The organism is Cupriavidus sp. SS-3, from assembly GCF_035818815.1.
GTDB classification, from domain to species: Bacteria; Pseudomonadota; Gammaproteobacteria; order Burkholderiales; family Burkholderiaceae; genus Cupriavidus; species Cupriavidus taiwanensis_C.
Genome location: NZ_JAYLVT010000004.1, coordinates 284,276 through 300,119 on the forward strand (window position 1 = coordinate 284,276; position 15,844 = coordinate 300,119).

Sequence of the window (15,844 nt, forward strand, 5' to 3'; positions counted from 1 at the left end):
TCATGGCCACCTCCCCATCCGCCGCACCGGCCGCGCCCGCGGCGCAGCCGGGCGCCGGCCAGGCGCCGGCGCGGGCCCTGCCGCAGCAGCCGCAGCCGCTGACCGGCGGCAGGCTGGTGCTCGGCACCATCGCGCTGTCGCTGGCGACGTTCATGAATGTGCTGGACTCGTCGATCGCCAACGTGTCGATCCCCGCGATCTCGGGCGACCTGGGCGTGGCGCCCAACCAGGGCACCTGGGTCATCACCTCGTTCGCGGTGGCCAATGCGATTTCGGTGCCGCTGACCGGCTGGCTGACCACGCGCTTCGGCGCGGTGCGGCTGTTCATCACCTCGATCCTGCTGTTCGTGCTGGCGTCGTGGCTGTGCGGCGTCGCGCCCAACCTGGAGACGCTGCTGGCCGCGCGCGTGCTGCAGGGGGCGGTGGCCGGGCCGATGATCCCGCTGTCGCAGTCGCTGCTGCTGTCGAGCTATCCGCCCGCGAAGAGCACCATGGCGCTGGCGCTATGGGGCATGACCACGCTGGTGGCACCGATCATGGGCCCGCTGCTGGGCGGCTGGATCTCCGACAACATGACCTGGCCGTGGATCTTCTACATCAACGTGCCGGTAGGCATCGTCACCGCCTACGCCACCTGGGCCATCTACAAGGACCGCGAGACCCCCACCAAGGTGCTGCCGATCGACCGCATCGGCCTGGCGCTGCTGGTGATCTGGGTGGGCTCGATGCAGCTGATGCTGGACAAGGGCAAGGAGCTGGACTGGTTCCACTCGACCGAGATCGTGGTGCTGACCCTGGTGGCGATCGTCGGCTTCCTGTTCTTCCTCGCCTGGGAAACCTATGAGAAGCATCCCATTGTCGACATCAGCCTGTTCAAGGGCCGCAACTTCAGTTCCGGCGTGGTGGCGATCTCGGTGGCGTACGGGCTGTTCTTCGGCAACCTGGTGATCCTGCCGCTATGGCTGCAGACCATCGTCGGCTATACCGCCACCGACGCGGGCATCGTGATGGCGCCGGTCGGCATCTTCGCAATCCTGCTGTCGCCGGTGATCGGGCGCAACCTGCCGAAGATGGATGCACGCTGGGTGGCGACCGCGGCCTTCATCACCTTCGGCATCGTCAGCCTGATGCGCTCGGGCTTCACCACGCAGGTCGATACCTGGACGCTGATGGTGCCCACCTTGATCCAGGGCGCGGCCATGGCGATGTTCTTCATCCCGCTGACTTCGATCATCCTGTCAGGGCAGCCGCCGGAAAAGATCCCCGCCGCCTCGGGCCTGTCGAACTTCGTGCGGATCACCTTCGGCGGCATCGGCGCGTCGGTCTCGACCACCGTCTGGGAGAACCGCTCGGCGCTGCACCACGCGCAACTGGTCGAGCACGTCAACCCGTACAACCCGGCCTACCACGCCCAGCTCAACCACCTGATGCAGATGGGCATGAGCCAGGCACAGGCGGTCGGCGTGATCGAGCGCAATATCACCCAGCAGGCCGCCATGCTCGGCGCCAACGACATCTTCTGGATCTCGGGCGTGCTGTTCTTCGCGCTGATCGGCTTTGTCTGGCTGACGCGGCCGGCCAGGGGCGGCGGTGGCGGCTCGGCAGACGCGATGGCGGCGCATTGAGCGCCCGGTGCAGCGGTACATAGGAATGGCCCCGGTTCGGGGCCATTTTTTTTTGCCCGCATCCGGCAAGGGAAATTTCCTCTTGTATTCCGGTATCCGCCGCCCTATGATTTGCAAACCAAATTATGGAACCTTGGTTCCTAAAAACGGAACCGAAGCAATGAGCGCAGGGGGAGAGACGAAGTGAGCATTCTTGAAGGCGTGGAGAGCGTGCTGGACCTGTTCGGGCACGGCCGCCACGAGATCACGTTCAACGATGTGCTGGATGAACTGGGCCTGGCCAAGAGCTCGGCATCGCGCCTGCTGGCCCAGATGGTCCGCTACCGGCTGCTTGAACTCCAGCCGGCCACGCGACGCTATCGCCCGGGCGCACTGGTGATCCGCGCGGCACAGGCCGCCACGCAGGCGCATCCCTTCGACGACCAATGCCGCGAGATCCTCGCCGCGTTGTCGGATTCGACCGGCTTCACGGCCTACCTGTCGATGCTCGACGGCACCGACACCGTGGTGCTGCAGCGCCTGAACGGCAGCAACCCGGTGCAGGTGCTGTCGCCGCCGGGCGCGCGACGCCCGGCCTTCACCACGGCCATGGGCCGCGTGCTGCTCTCGCGCCTGCCCGAGACCGAATTCAGCGCGCGCTATGGCGCCAGCGGCACCCGCAAGCTGCCCGACGCACCGGCCGGATGTCCGGCCACCGTGTCCGAGCTGCGCGAGCGCGTGGCCACGGCCCGCGCCGAGCGCAGTGCCATCGCCGTCAACGAAGGCATGCCGGGCATCGGCGCCGTTGCCACCACGCTGGCGGACCCGCTCTCGGGAGACGTGCGCGGGCTGTGCCTGTCCTTCACCGCGATGCAGGTCAGCCAGGCCCAGGCACGCGGGTTGCGCGAAACGCTGGTGCAGGCGGTGGCGCCGGTCGGGCAGCGCCTGGGCGATCCGCTCTGGCTCCATCCCGTCGACACCGCCACCAAATAGTCATCCCGGCAGCTCAATCCCATGGAACTCCTGTTACTCAGCAACTCCTCCAGCGACGCGGGCTACCTCGCCCACGCCCACGACGCGATCCGAGAACTGGCCGGCGGCCGCACCCGTGCCTGCTTCCTGCCTTTCGCCGGCGTCACGCGCGACTGGGACAGCTACGAAGCGCTGGTGCGCGACGCGCTGGCTCCGGCCGGCATTGCAGCGCATTCGCCGCACCGGCTCTCCGATGCCGACTGCGTGCGGGCGGTGGAAGCGGCCGAACTGATCGTCATCGGTGGCGGCAACACCTTCCGGTTGCTGCAATGCCTGCGCGAGCGCGGCCTGCTGCCCGTGATTGCACGCCAGGTGGCTGCGGGCGCGGCACGCTATATCGGCTGGAGCGCCGGCACCAATGTCGCCTGCCCCACCATCCGCACCACCAACGACATGCCGGTCGCCGACCCCGGCGGCCTCGATGCGCTCGGGCTGGTGCCGTTCCAGATCAATCCGCACTACTTCAACCTGGTGGTGCCCGGCTTCCGCGGCGAAACGCGCGACCAGCGGCTGGCCGAGTTCACGGTGCTGCAGCCGCAGACGCCGGTGCTGGGCCTGCCCGAAGGCGACTGGGTGCGCGTCTCGGGCAATCGCATGGAAATGGGCGGCGCGCATGGCGCACGCTGGTTCCTTGGCCAGCAGATCGTGGACGTCGCGCCCGGCGCATTGTCCGTGCCGGCCGCTGCCCTCTGAGCCTCGCCATCCAGCCAAACAAGCAAGGAACCCCAAGCAAGATGTCCATCAAGCAGGTAATTGAATCGATCGAGCTGCTGTCCGCAGCCAACGTCGACGGCGAGAGCGTTGCCGCGTTGTTGCGCGCACGCGGCATCCGCGACGTCACGGTGACACGCGTGGAAGAGAACGGCCTTTACACCGACTTCCTCGCCTGCACCCTGCCCGGCCGCAATCCCGACGCGCCCGCGCTGGGCGTGGTCGGCCGCCTCGGCGGCGTCGGCGCGCGCCCTGCGGTGACGGGCCTGGTGTCCGATGCCGACGGCGCCATCGTCGCCGTCGCCACCGCGCTCAAGCTGGCCGACATGGCCGCCAGCGGCGATGTGCTGGCCGGCCCGGTGCGGATCCATACCCACATCTGCCCGCACGCCGCCACGCGGCCGCACCAGCCGGTGCCGATGATGAAATCGCCCTTCGCGATGCGCACGATGATGTCGCACGAGGTGCATCCCGACATGGTGGCGATCCTGTCGGTCGACACCACGCGCGGCAACCGCTTCGTCAACCGCCGCGGCGTGGCGCTGACGCCGGTGGCCAAGGAAGGCTGGCTGCTGCGCCTGCCGGAGCGGATGCTGGACCTGATGGGCTGGGTCAGCGGCGAACTGCCGTCGGTGCTGCCGCTGACCACGCAGGACATCACGCCGTATGAGAATGGCCTGTGGCATGTCAATTCGATCATGCAGCCGGCCATCGTCACCGCCGCCCCGGTCGTCGGTGTAGCGCTGACCGCGCAGACCACCGTGCCCGGATGCGCCACCGGCGTCACCAACGCCTTCGACATCGATGTGGCGACGCGCTTCTGCATCGAGGTCGCCAAGCAGTTCGGCCAGGGCCAGTGCGCCTTCTACGATGCCGAGGAATGGGCCGAGCTGCAGCGGCGCTACGGCTCGCTCGCGCACCTGCAGACCGTCGGGGCCGAGGCATGACCACGGCCGCCCCGCGCCCGCCGCGCGTGGCCTTCGTCACCATCGGGCAGTCGCCGCGGACCGACGTGGTGCCGCAAATGATGACCGACCTGGGACTGCCGGCCGAGGTCGAAGAATTCGGCATCCTCGACGCGCTGGGCCCGGACGAGATCGCAGCGCTGGCGCCCGCCGCCGGCGAGTACCGCTTCGCCAGCCGCCTGCGCGACGGCACCCAGGCGGTGATGGGCAAGCCGGTGGCCGAGGCCATGCTGGCGCGGCTGATGACTTCGCTCGACGACGGCCGCTTCGACGCGCTGGTCCCGCTGTGTACCGGCACCGCGCTGCCGCCGATGCAGACGCTGGTGCTGGAACCGCAGCAGGTGGTGGACCACCTGACGGTAGCGCTGGCGCAGGGCTGCAAGCGGCTCGGCATCGTGCTGCCGCTGGAGACGCAGGTGAGCGGCTTTCATCTGATCCAGCCGGTGCCCTGCGAACTGCGCGTCACGCATGCATCGCCCTATACCGATAGCGCCGACAGCGATACCGGCCGCTTCGCGCAGGCGGGCGCGGCGCTGCGCGGCTGCGACCTGGTGGTGATGCACTGCATGGGCTACACCGAAGCCATGCGGGCCACGGTGGCGCGCCATGCGGGGGCTCCGGTGCTGCTGTCGAACCGCATGGTGGCACGGCTGCTGGGACAGGTACTGGCTGGTGCGGCGGCCTGATGGCGCGCACAAGACTAGCTCAGGCTACGAACGCATTCCGGGTAAGGGCAAGCCCGATGACAGATTGCCCATGACACTGCTGGAGCTGGAAGGCATGGAAAAGGTAGGAAAGTGGAGGAAGCCGCTGACACGCGGCATGATGTGGATCGGCCTGGCCGCCGCGATGGCCCCGGCCGCGCAGGCGCAGGAATGGAAGCCGGCAAAGCCGGTGCGCCTGCTGGTGGGCTTTGCCCCCGGCGGCTCGGCCGACCTGCTGGCGCGGCTGGTGCAGGCACCGTTGTCGGAAAGCCTGGGCGTGCCGGTGGTGGTGGAAAACGTGCCAGGCGCGGGCGGCAATATCGCCGCGGACAAGCTGGCCAAGGCAGCGGCCGACGGCTACACCATCGGCATGGGTGCCGCCGGCGCGATGGCGGTGACCCACGTGCTCAACCCCAAGGGCACGCCGTACAAGGCCGATGACTTTACCCCCATCGTCATGCTGGCCACGCAGCCCAATGTGGTGATCGTCAACCCGGCCCTGCCGGTCAAGACCATGGCCGACTTTGCCGCGTATGTCAAAAAGACGCCGCAGGTCACCTATGGCACCGCGGGCGTCGGCACCTCGAACCATCTGATCGCCGAGACCATGCTGCACCGCCTCGGCATCGACATGGTCCATGCGCCGTACAAGGGCGCAACGCCGGTGATCACCGATCTGATGGGCGGCCATATCGCCATGACGGTTGATAACATCACCACCGCCGCGGCGCTAGCCAAGAGCGGCAAGGTCAAGGCGCTGGCAGTCACGGGCAGCAAGCGCTCGCCGTTGCTGCCGGAGGTGCCGACGCTGGCCGAGAGCGGCCTGAAGGACTTCAACATGCCAACCTGGCAAGGCATCTTCGGGCCGAAGGACCTGCCGAAGGCGATCGTGGCCCGCTACAACCAGGCCCTGGTCAAGGCGCTGGCGAATCCGGAAGTCAGGAAGAAGATGGCTGAGTTCGGCTCGGAGCCCGTGGGCGATACGCCCGAGCACTTTGCCGGGTTCCTCGCGCAGGATCGCAAGATGTGGGCCGACGTGATCAAGACGGCCAGGGTCACATTGGAGTAAGGGCTGTTGGTTAGTGGGCGGCTACGGCGCCGTCCGCGGGCTCACAGCTTGACCAGCCGCTCCGGCCGCAACGCGCCTTCGCGCATGCGTGCCACCCCCAGCAGCCGCGCCGGCTCGCCGGCATAGACCCGTGCCAGGCCTTGCTCGGCCAGCACGGTGCCGGCCGGCAGGTCCCGCTGGGCAATGCGCTGGCCCTGCAGGAACCGCCCCGCCGCCGCCGCATCCAGCTGCACCGGCACGCATTTCTGCAGCAGGGCATCAACCGGCGCCAGCATGGCCGGGCGCTGCGCATCATCCTGTGCTTCGATCTGGGCCAGCGTCACCGCGCCGTCGAGCGTCAGGTCGCCCACGGCAATGCGGCGCAGCCCGGTCAGATGCGCGCCGCAACCCAGCGCTTCGCCGATATCCTCGGCCAGCGTGCGGATGTAGGTGCCCTTGCTGCACGTCACCCGCATCGTGAACGACGGGGCCTCGGGCAAGGCGCAATCCAGCAATGCAATCGAACGGATCGTGACGCGGCGCGCCGCGCGCTCCACGGTCTGGCCGGCGCGCGCGTATTCGTACAGGGGGCGGCCGTCCTTCTTCAGCGCCGAATGCATCGGCGGCACCTGCTCGATCTCGCCGACAAAACTTGCCAGCACACGCTCTACCGCGGCCCGGTCGCAGGTGACCGCACGCACGTCGAGCAGCTCGCCTTCGGCGTCGCCGGTGCTGGAGCGTGCGCCCAGCCGCACTTCGGCGTCATAGGTCTTGTCCGCTTCCAGCAGGTCCTGCGAAAACTTGGTGGCTTCGCCGAAGCACAGCGGCAGCAGCCCGGTGGCGAGCGGATCGAGGGTGCCGGTATGGCCGGCCTTGGCCGCGCGCAACAGGCGCTTGGCGCGCACCAGCGCGTCGTTGGACGACAGCCCCAGCGGCTTGTCGAGCAGCAGCACACCATGGACCTCGCGGCGCGGCAGGCGCGGCGGACGGTTGGCGTTGGAATCGGTCATCGGGGAACAAGCAGGAGGCGGGTGCGCAACGCGCGGCGACCGCGCCAGGAAAGCCCATGCCTGCCGGCACGGGCGCCCGGCATCAGTCTTCGTCTTTCGAACGCGTGGCGTTCGCTTCGTTGATCAGCCTGGACATCTCGATCGCGTGTTCGACCGAGGTGTCGTGATGGAAATGCAGCGTCGGCACGGTATGGATGTGCAGGCGCTTGAACAGCAGCGAGTGCAGGTAGCCGGCCTTATCGTTCAGGATGGCGGCGGCTTCGGCCGCGTCGGCGCCCAGCACGGTGAAGTAGACCTTGGCGTGCGCGTAGTCGGGCGTCAGCGTGACCGACTGCAGCGTGACCAGGCCGAGGCGCGGGTCGCGCAGCTCGCGCTGGATCATCTCGGCCAGGTCCTTCTGGATCTGGTCGGAGATGCGGAGATTGCGGGAGGAGATATTGCCTTTCTTGGCCATTCAATACAGTCTGGTCGAGATGACAACGGCAGGCCGAAGCCTGCCGTTGCTTGCGACGCCTTACAGCGTGCGCGCCACCTCTGTGATTTCGTACACCTCGAGCTGGTCGCCTTCCTGAACATCGTTGAAGTTCTTGATCGACAGACCGCACTCGAAGCCTTGCTTGACTTCCTTGACGTCGTCCTTGAAGCGCTTGAGCGAATCCAGCTCGCCGTCGTGGATGACCAGGTTGTTGCGCAGCACGCGCACCAGCGAGTTGCGCTTGACCAGGCCGTCGGTAACCATACAGCCGGCCACCGCACCGATCTTCGGCACGCGGAACACCTGGCGCACCTCGACCTGGCCGATGGTGGTTTCGCGCTTCTCCGGCGCCAGCATGCCCGACATCGCCGCCTTGATCTCGTCCACCGCATCGTAAATGATGCTGTAGTAGCGGATATCGATGCCGTTGTGCTCGGCCAGCTTGCGCGCACCAGCATCGGCACGCACGTTGAAGCCGATGATGACCGCCTTCGAAGCCGTCGCCAGGTTGACGTCGGACTCGGAGATGCCACCCACGCCGCCGTGCACGATCTGCACCCGCACTTCGGCGGTCGACAGCTTCTGCAGCGACTGCACCAGCGCTTCCTGCGAACCCTGCACGTCGGCCTTGACGATCAACGGCAGCGTCTGCACTTCGCCTTCGGCCATCTGCTCGAGCATGTTCTCGAGCTTGGCGGCCTGTTGCTTGGCCAGCTTCACGTCGCGGAACTTGCCCTGGCGGAACAGCGCGATTTCACGTGCCTTGCGCTCGTCCGGCAGCACCAGCACTTCTTCACCGGCGGCAGGCACTTCGGACAGGCCCTGGATTTCCACCGGGATCGACGGACCGGCTTCCTTGGTCGTCTTGCCGTTCTCGTCCAGCATGGCACGCACACGGCCGTAGGCGCTGCCAGCCAGCACCACATCGCCACGCTTGAGCGTGCCGCTGCTGACCAGGATGGTTGCGATCGGGCCCTTGCCCTTGTCCAGCTGGGCTTCCACCACCAGGCCCTTGGCCGGGGCATCCACCGGTGCCTTCAATTCCAGCACTTCGGCTTGCAGAAGCACTTGCTCGAGCAGGTCTTCCACACCGGTACCCATCTTGGCGGAAACCGGCACGAACGGCGAATCGCCGCCGTATTCTTCCGGCACCACCTGCTCCGCCACCAGTTCCTGCTTGACGCGGTCCGGGTTGGCATCGGGCTTGTCGATCTTGTTGATCGCCACCACGATCGGCACACCGGCAGCCTTGGCATGCGCAATGGCTTCCTTGGTCTGCGGCATCACGCCGTCGTCGGCCGCGACCACCAGGATCACGATGTCGGTGGCCTTGGCACCGCGGGCACGCATGGCCGTGAAGGCCTCGTGACCCGGGGTGTCCAGGAAGGTGATCACGCCGCGGTCGGTTTCCACATGGTAGGCACCGATATGCTGCGTAATCCCGCCGGCTTCGCCCGCGGCCACCTTGGTGCGGCGGATGTAGTCCAGCAGCGAGGTCTTGCCGTGGTCGACGTGACCCATCACGGTCACCACCGGCGGACGCGGCAGCAGTTCGGCGTCTTCGTGCTCTTCGCCGTCGACCACCAGCAGCGCTTCCGGATCGTCCAGCTTGGCGGCGTACGCCTTGTGGCCCATTTCTTCCACCACGATCATGGCGGTTTCCTGGTCCAGCACCTGGTTGATCGTCACCATCTGGCCGAGCTTCATCATCTGCTTGATGACCTCGGATGCCTTCACTGCCATCTTGTGGGCCAGGTCGGCCACCGAGATGGTTTCGGGCACGTGCACTTCGCGCACCACCGGTTCGGTCGGCGCCTGGAAGTTGCTGCGGCTGTCGTCATGCTGCTGCTGACGGCCGCCACGGCCGCGCGGGCCACCGCGCCAGCCGCCCACGCCGCCCGACGAATCGCCGCGCGTCTTCAGGCCGCTGCCCTTCTTGCGGCTGCCTTCGTCCTGCCACGTCGACGAGGTGCCGGCCTTGACGACCTTGCCCTTCTTGTCGGTGGTGGTGGTGGCGGTGGCGGTCACCGGCTTCTTCTCGCCCGGCTTGGCTTCGGTGCCGGCCGGCTTGACCGGCTTGTGCAGCGTACCGGTCTGCTCGGCCTTCTTTTCCTCGGCCTTGCGCTCGGACGGCGCCTTCAGCACGCGGGCCGGCGCGTTCAGCATCTGCTGGATCGCACGGGCTTCGGCTTCGGCAGCCTCGCGGCGCTTGCGCGCGGCGATTTCCTGCTCGGCGCGGGCCTTGTCGGCGGCAACCTTGGCCTCGTCGGCAGCCTTCTGCGCCTCGGCGCGTTCAGCGGCGACGCGGGCCTTCTCGTCCTCGGCCTTCTTGCGCGAGGCGTCCTCGTTGGCTTCGGTCACGGCGCGCGACGCGGCAGCCTCTTCCTCGGCCTTGCGGGCAGCGAGTTCGGCCTGGCGGCGCTGTTCGGCCTCGAGTGCCTCCTGGCGCGCGCGGCGCTCGGCTTCCTCGCGCTCGGCGGCCTCGCGGGCGGCCTTGGCCTCGGCTTCCTGACGCGCCAGTTGTTCGGCCTGGCGGCGTTCTTCCGCTTCGCGGCGCGCCTCCTCGGCGGCGTCGACGACCTGGGCCTGGGCCTCGGCGCCATCGGCCTGCGATTCCGGCGCAGCGTCGTCGCGCTTGATCAGCACGCGCTTCTTGCGCACTTCCACCTGGACCGTGCGGGTCTTGCCGGTGGCGTCCGACTGGCGGATCTCCGAGGTTTCGCGCTTGGTCAGTGTGATCTTCTTGCGGGCGCTGTCGTCGGCCTGGCCGTGCGAGCGCTTCAGATAGTCCAGCAGCCTGGTCTTATCCGATTCCGTGATGATGTCTTCTGGCGTCGCTTTGCCCACCCCAGCCGCCTGCAATTGTTCCAGCAGGGCAGCTGCGCTGCGACTCAGTTCTGCGGCCAGTTGGGCAACTGTTGTGCTTGCCATTCAAACCCTTTCAATGCTTGGTTTCTACGTCGGGACAAATTGTTGCGGAAAGCGCGCCCTTCCCGGTTTCAGCGGCCAGGGCGTGTCCCTCAGTTGAACCAATGTTCCCGTGCTTTCATGATCAGCGACTTGGCTTCTTCCTCGCTGACACCGGTCATCTCGACCAGCTCGTCCACGGCCAGTTCGGCCAGGTCGTCACGCGTATGGATATCGCCTTCGGCCAGCTTGCCGATCAGTTCCGGGTTGAGGCCGTCGAGCGAGCGCAGGTCCTGCGACACCTCTTCCACCTTTTCTTCCCGGGCCAGTTCCATCGTCAGGAGCGCATCACGCGCGCGATTGCGCAGCTCGTTGACGGTGTCTTCGTCAAAGGCCTCGATCTCCATCATTTCACTGATGGGGACATAAGCCACTTCTTCCAGCGTGGAGAAGCCTTCCTCGATCAGGATGTCCGCGACTTCCTCATCCACGTCCAGCTTGGACATGAACAGCTTGCGCACGACATCGCTCTCTTCGGCCTGCTTCTGCGCCGATTCTTCCTGCGTCATGATGTTGATCTGCCAGCCGGTCAGCTCGGACGCCAGGCGCACGTTCTGACCGCTGCGGCCGATGGCGACGGCGAGGTTTTCCTCGTCGACCACCACGTCCATGCTGTGCTTCTCTTCATCGACCACGATCGACTGCACCTGCGCAGGTGCCAGCGCGCCGATCACAAACTGCGCCGGGTCTTCGGACCACAGCACGATATCCACCGCCTCGCCGCCGATCTCGTTGCGCACCGCGGTGACGCGCGTGCCGCGCACGCCCACGCAGGTGCCGATCGGGTCGATGCGCTTGTCATGCGCCACCACCGCGATCTTGGCGCGCACGCCCGGGTCGCGGGCAGCCGCCTTGATCTCAAGCAGGCCCTGTTCCATTTCAGGCACTTCGTTCTCGAAGAGCTTGATCAGGAAATCGGGCGCGGTACGCGACAGTTCGATCTGCGGGCCGCGCGCGGCGCGGTCGACATTCAGGATATAGGCGCGCACGCGGTCGCCGGTGCGCAGGTTTTCCTTGGGGATGATCTGGTCGCGGGCCAGCAGCGCCTCGACGCGGCCAGACTCGACGATCAGGCCCTTCTTGTCGGCGCGCTTGACCGTGCCGGTCATGATCTTTTCGCCGCGATCGAGGTAGTCGTTCAGGATCTGCTCGCGCTCGGCATCGCGGATGCGCTGCAGGATCACCTGCTTGGCGGCCTGCGCGCCGATGCGGCCGAACTCGACCGACTCGATCTGCTGCTCGATATAGTCACCCAGCTCGATGCTCGGGTTTTCCTCGCGGGCCTCGAACAGCAGGATCTGCTTGTCCGGCTCCTGCAGGCCCAGCTCGTCGGGAACGACCAGCCAGCGGCGGAAGGTTTCATGCTCGCCCGACTCGCGATCGATCGCGACACGGATATCCACGTCTTCCTCGAAACGCTTCTTGGTGGCCGAGGCGAGCGCCGCCTCCAGGGCACCGAATACCACATCCTTGTCGACGTTCTTCTCACGCGCAAGCGCATCGACGAGCAACAGAACTTCGCGGCTCATTGCTTGTTCCCTTTTCTTTGATTTCCTTTGAAGTCGATCACCGGCACCAGGCGTGCCTTGTCGACATCGGATACGGCAAATTCCAGCAGCGCCGGGCCATCCTTGCCCTCGAACTCCAGGCCGATCTTCTCTTCGCCCGCGGCGCCGGTGGGCTCGCGCAGGATGCCTGTGAAGTTCTTCTGTCCGTTGACGGGCAGGCGCAGCGTCACGCGCGCCTCCGCGCCGGCAAAGCGGATGAAGTCGGCCAGCTTCTTCAGCGGCCGGTCCAGTCCGGGCGACGAGACCTCGAGGCGTTCATAGTCGACGTTCTCGACCGTAAACACGTGGGTGAGCTGGCGGCTCACCTTTTCGCAATCCTCGATGGCAATGCCGGTTTCAGGCTGATCGATATAGACACGCAGCAATCCGGCCGGGGCACGCTCGAGCTCGACCAGCTCATATCCCATGCCGCTTAGGGTGGTTTCGATCAAATCTGCCAGATGCACTGTTATCCCGAGTAATGGCCATCAACACCGTGGCAGGCAAACCCGCCGGTGCCGTCCGGGACGACCCTGCTGCAGCGCTGCCTGTCCGCCACCCCTTCCGCCCCAGGCGGAAGCACCGAAAACGGGCGAACCAAAAAAAAATGGGCGCAATGCCCATCATTCGCCCATCCTCGGACGAGGATGGCTTTTTGAATAGACTTGAATTATACGCGGATTATGTCGAAAAGGCAAAAGCCAGACATTACCGCGGACCGCATGCGGCGCCGGCAGGCGTTATGCCCGCCATGCGCCGCGTACGGCGCTTACCGATTGCCGCCGCGGTTGCCACCACGATTGCCGCTGCCACCACGCTGCGAACGGTTGCCACCCGCCTTGGCTGCCTTCGGCATCACGTTGCCATTGGCCTCGCCACCGCCGCGTCGGGCCTTGCCCTGCCCCTGGCCGGCCTGCCCCCTGGCACCGCCCATGCCGCCCATGCCAGTACCGCCGCCGCGTCCCTGGCGCGCACCGGCGCCGCGGCCCCCGCCGAGGTTCGCGGCGTGCGAGGTCAGCAACGTCGGCCCGTGGCTGATATAGCCCATCGACGTCTTCATCGGATCCGGCTGGCTGCTGCGGCTGCCGCCGCCGCCACGAGGACCGCCCTGCTCGAAGCGCGGCAGGCCGTCCATGCCGGTATGCATCGGCATGCCGGCAATCGCCGCCTCGGTGCGCTGCTTGCGCCCGCCCACCTTGGTGGCGCCCTTGGGCGCCTGCTCGCCCTTGCCCGGCACCTTCAGGCCGACGCTGGTCATCAGCGCCTTGACGTCATTCGGCTCGACTTCCTGCCAGCGGCCGCGCTTGAGCCCGCGCGGCAGCAGGAACTGGCCGTAGCGGGTGCGGATCAGGCGCGACACGGTCAGGCCGACCGCCTCGAACATGCGGCGCACTTCGCGATTGCGGCCTTCGGTCAGGGCCACGTGGTACCAATGGTTGACGCCTTCGCCGCCACCGTCGGCAATACGCAGGAAGTTGGCCTCGCCGTCATCCAGCTTGATGCCGTGCAGCAGGCGCTGGCGGTCGGCTTCGGCCAGCTCGCCCAGCGTGCGCACCGCGTATTCGCGCTCGACGCCGTAGCGCGGATGCATGAACCGGTTGGCAATATCGCCCGAGGTGGTGAAGATCAGCAGGCCTTCGGTGTTAAAGTCCAGGCGGCCCACCGCGACCCACTTGCCGGTCTTGATGCGCGGCAGGTTGTCGAACACGGTCGGGCGGCCTTCCGGATCCGACTGGCTGACGATTTCGCCGGCAGGCTTGTGATACAGCAGCACGCGCGGCGGCTTGGTCGACACCTTGCGGTGGATCAGCTTGCCGTTCACGCGGACCTGGTCGGCCGGCAGGATGCGCTGGCCGATATGGGCCGGCAGCCCGTTGACCGAGACCCGGCCCTGCAGGATCAGCTCTTCCATCTCGCGGCGCGAGCCCAGGCCGCCTTCGGCCAGAACCTTGTGCAGCTTGGGCGCGTCGTCATCGGCAGACAGCTCGCGCACGGGCTTGGCCTTGGTGCGCGGGATGACGGTGTCTTCGCTGTCGTACTGCTCGGAGATGACGAAGCGGAACAGGTCTTCGCTGCCCGCCGCGGACTTGTCGGCGCCGGCCTGGCCCTTGCGCGGTGCCTGCGGCTTGCCGCCATCCTTGCGCCGGCCCTGCTGGCGCGCGCCGGCGCCCTGGGTGTCGCCGGTGGGCGCGGGCTTGCCGCTGCGCGGGGCCTGCTTGCGCTTGCGGCCAGGCTGCTCCGGCTTGTCGGCGCCTTCGGCGCGGGCCGCGCGGTCGATCTTGTCTGCCTTGCTGCCGCCCTGGCTGCCCTGGCTGCCCTGCCCGCCTTCGCCCTGGCCCGTCTTGCGCTTGCCGCGGCCGCGCTGGCCGCCACGCCCGGCACCGGCGGCGCCCGCGCTGGCGGCGGCACCTGCCTCGCCGGCATCGCCCTGGCCGGCCGCGCCGGCGCCTTCGGCGCCCTCGGCGCGGTCCTGCGCGGCCTGGCGGCGCGATGCCACCAGGTTCCTCAGACCGCGGCGCAGCCCCTTGCGGCGGGGCGCGGCGTCGCTGCCCGTTCCGGGTTCTGCGGCGCCGGTGTCGGCGGATGCGCCCGCGTGGCGGGCGTCTTGCTCAACGGAATCAGACAAGATATTCACTATCGGATGTTGCATGTTGTTCAGTTCGGCACGCGCTCGTCGTGCTCGCTCGGGTGCGGCGGGGTGCCGTCTTCAGGCAGTTGGTCCCGCGCCCCGTCCGGAGGGGTTGCAGCCGATTCGGTGGCATCGCCCGCACCGGCCTCAACCACCGTCTCGGCAGCCGGCTGCGCGTCAAAGCCATCGGCACCGTCTTCGCGCGCGGGCGCGCTCTCGGCCGCTGACGATGTATCGGCCGGCGTGACCGGCTCGGCAAAGGCTTCCTCGTCGGCGCTGGCCGGCTTGTTCGCCGCCAGGTCTTCGAAGTTGATCGCCTGCTGCTCCAGCAAGGCGGCCTGTGCCTGCGCCTGAGCGTCTTCCAGCGGCGGCAGCTCGTCCAGCGTGCGCAGCCCGAGGTCGTCCAGGAAGGCCTTGGTGGTGGCATACAGCGCCGGGCGACCCGGCACGTCGCGATGGCCGATGACCTCGATCCAGCTGCGGTCCTCGAGCTTCTTGATCACTTCCGTGCTGACCGTCACACCGCGGATTTCCTCGATATCGCCACGGGTCACCGGCTGGCGGTAGGCGATGATCGCCAGGGTCTCCATCACCGCACGCGAGTATTTTGGCGGTTTTTCCGGATTCAGGCGGTCGAGGTATTCCCGCATTTCGGGCCGGCTCTGGAACCGCCAGCCGCTTGCCAGCGCCACCAGCTCCACGCCGCGCGGACGCCAATCCTGGCGCAGTTCGTCCAGCAGCACGCGGATAGTGTCTGCGCCGACGTCATCGTCGAACAGGCGGCGCAGATCGTTGACGCGCAACGGTTCCTGCGCGCAGATCAGCGCCGTCTCGAGGACGATCTTCGCCTCTTGGGTATTCATGTTGATGGTGTGCAGCCTGTCTTTGCACCTGCTCCCGGACGGATCCGGGGCACCGGAGATTTTGGATACAGCGGTGCCAAAGCCACCGCCATCTCATTGCGCAGCGAGCCGGATACTTGCCGTACCCAGGCCGTGCACTTCCCATTCTTTGCATCGAGTTGCCGGGGCTTCCGGCAGGAGATCGTCCGCATGCCGTCATGGATCGGCCAGCGAACCTCTTGCGTCGCTCGTCCGCACAAACGGACATCGCGGTCGGCGAACTGAACGCCTCGGACGCAAGAAAATACGG

The 15,844-nt window shown here is 67.2% G+C and carries 13 protein-coding genes; 6 read left to right on the forward strand and 7 right to left on the reverse strand.

The annotated features are described in order from the left end of the window. The first annotated feature begins 2 nt into the window (after positions 1-2). The 6 genes from U9J39_RS09130 to U9J39_RS09155 all read left to right on the forward strand — a co-directional run bounded on the left by U9J39_RS09130 (position 3) and on the right by U9J39_RS09155 (position 6,085). Positions 3-1,625, forward strand: coding sequence for a DHA2 family efflux MFS transporter permease subunit (locus tag U9J39_RS09130; RefSeq protein ID WP_116312719.1), 1,623 nt, complete (start codon positions 3-5; stop codon positions 1,623-1,625). Between the two features lie 183 nt (positions 1,626-1,808). After that, positions 1,809-2,597, forward strand: a complete 789-nt coding sequence (locus tag U9J39_RS09135) for an IclR family transcriptional regulator (RefSeq protein ID WP_115709917.1) — start codon at positions 1,809-1,811, stop codon at positions 2,595-2,597. 21 nt (positions 2,598-2,618) lie between these two features. Beyond that, the gene (gene pepE, locus U9J39_RS09140) at positions 2,619-3,329 is read left to right on the forward strand and encodes a dipeptidase PepE (RefSeq protein ID WP_116312720.1); all 711 of its coding nucleotides are present in this window, start codon (positions 2,619-2,621) and stop codon (positions 3,327-3,329) included. Between the two features lie 41 nt (positions 3,330-3,370). Next, the gene (locus U9J39_RS09145; RefSeq protein WP_115709921.1) at positions 3,371-4,294 is read left to right on the forward strand and encodes a DUF1177 domain-containing protein; all 924 of its coding nucleotides are present in this window, start codon (positions 3,371-3,373) and stop codon (positions 4,292-4,294) included. Beyond that, positions 4,291-4,998 (forward strand): AroM family protein, encoded by a 708-nt coding sequence (locus U9J39_RS09150; RefSeq protein ID WP_326346945.1) that lies wholly within the window; start codon positions 4,291-4,293, stop codon positions 4,996-4,998. Before U9J39_RS09145 ends, U9J39_RS09150 begins: the two co-directional genes overlap by 4 nt. A gap of 94 nt (positions 4,999-5,092) precedes the next feature. Beyond that, complete coding sequence (locus U9J39_RS09155; protein ID WP_326346969.1) at positions 5,093-6,085, forward strand: Bug family tripartite tricarboxylate transporter substrate binding protein; 993 nt, start codon at positions 5,093-5,095, stop codon at positions 6,083-6,085. 41 nt (positions 6,086-6,126) lie between these two features. On the opposite strand, the gene truB is transcribed toward U9J39_RS09155, so the two are convergent. The 7 genes from truB to scpB form a co-directional block, all read right to left on the reverse strand. Next, entirely contained in the window at positions 6,127-7,074 is a 948-nt protein-coding gene (truB, locus tag U9J39_RS09160; RefSeq protein ID WP_116312722.1) for a tRNA pseudouridine(55) synthase TruB, read from the reverse strand. 82 nt (positions 7,075-7,156) lie between these two features. Then, positions 7,157-7,528 (reverse strand): 30S ribosome-binding factor RbfA, encoded by a 372-nt coding sequence (gene rbfA, locus U9J39_RS09165; RefSeq protein ID WP_115709927.1) that lies wholly within the window; start codon positions 7,526-7,528, stop codon positions 7,157-7,159. Positions 7,529-7,588: 60 nt separating this feature from the next. Then, entirely contained in the window at positions 7,589-10,480 is a 2,892-nt protein-coding gene (gene infB, locus U9J39_RS09170) for a translation initiation factor IF-2 (RefSeq protein ID WP_115709929.1), read from the reverse strand. An 89-nt stretch (positions 10,481-10,569) separates the two neighbouring features. After that, entirely contained in the window at positions 10,570-12,045 is a 1,476-nt protein-coding gene (gene nusA / locus U9J39_RS09175) for a transcription termination factor NusA (protein WP_012353109.1), read from the reverse strand. Then, on the reverse strand, positions 12,042-12,530 hold the full coding sequence (gene rimP / locus U9J39_RS09180) for a ribosome maturation factor RimP (RefSeq protein ID WP_018007726.1): 489 nt from the start codon (positions 12,528-12,530) through the stop codon (positions 12,042-12,044). The genes nusA and rimP overlap by 4 nt, the downstream gene beginning before the upstream one ends. Positions 12,531-12,832: 302 nt before the next feature. After that, positions 12,833-14,713, reverse strand: a complete 1,881-nt coding sequence (gene rluB, locus U9J39_RS09185; RefSeq protein ID WP_326346946.1) for a 23S rRNA pseudouridine(2605) synthase RluB — start codon at positions 14,711-14,713, stop codon at positions 12,833-12,835. Positions 14,714-14,718: 5 nt separating this feature from the next. Continuing rightward, the gene (gene scpB / locus U9J39_RS09190) at positions 14,719-15,555 is read right to left on the reverse strand and encodes an SMC-Scp complex subunit ScpB (protein ID WP_326346947.1); all 837 of its coding nucleotides are present in this window, start codon (positions 15,553-15,555) and stop codon (positions 14,719-14,721) included. Positions 15,556-15,844: the final 289 nt, after the last annotated feature.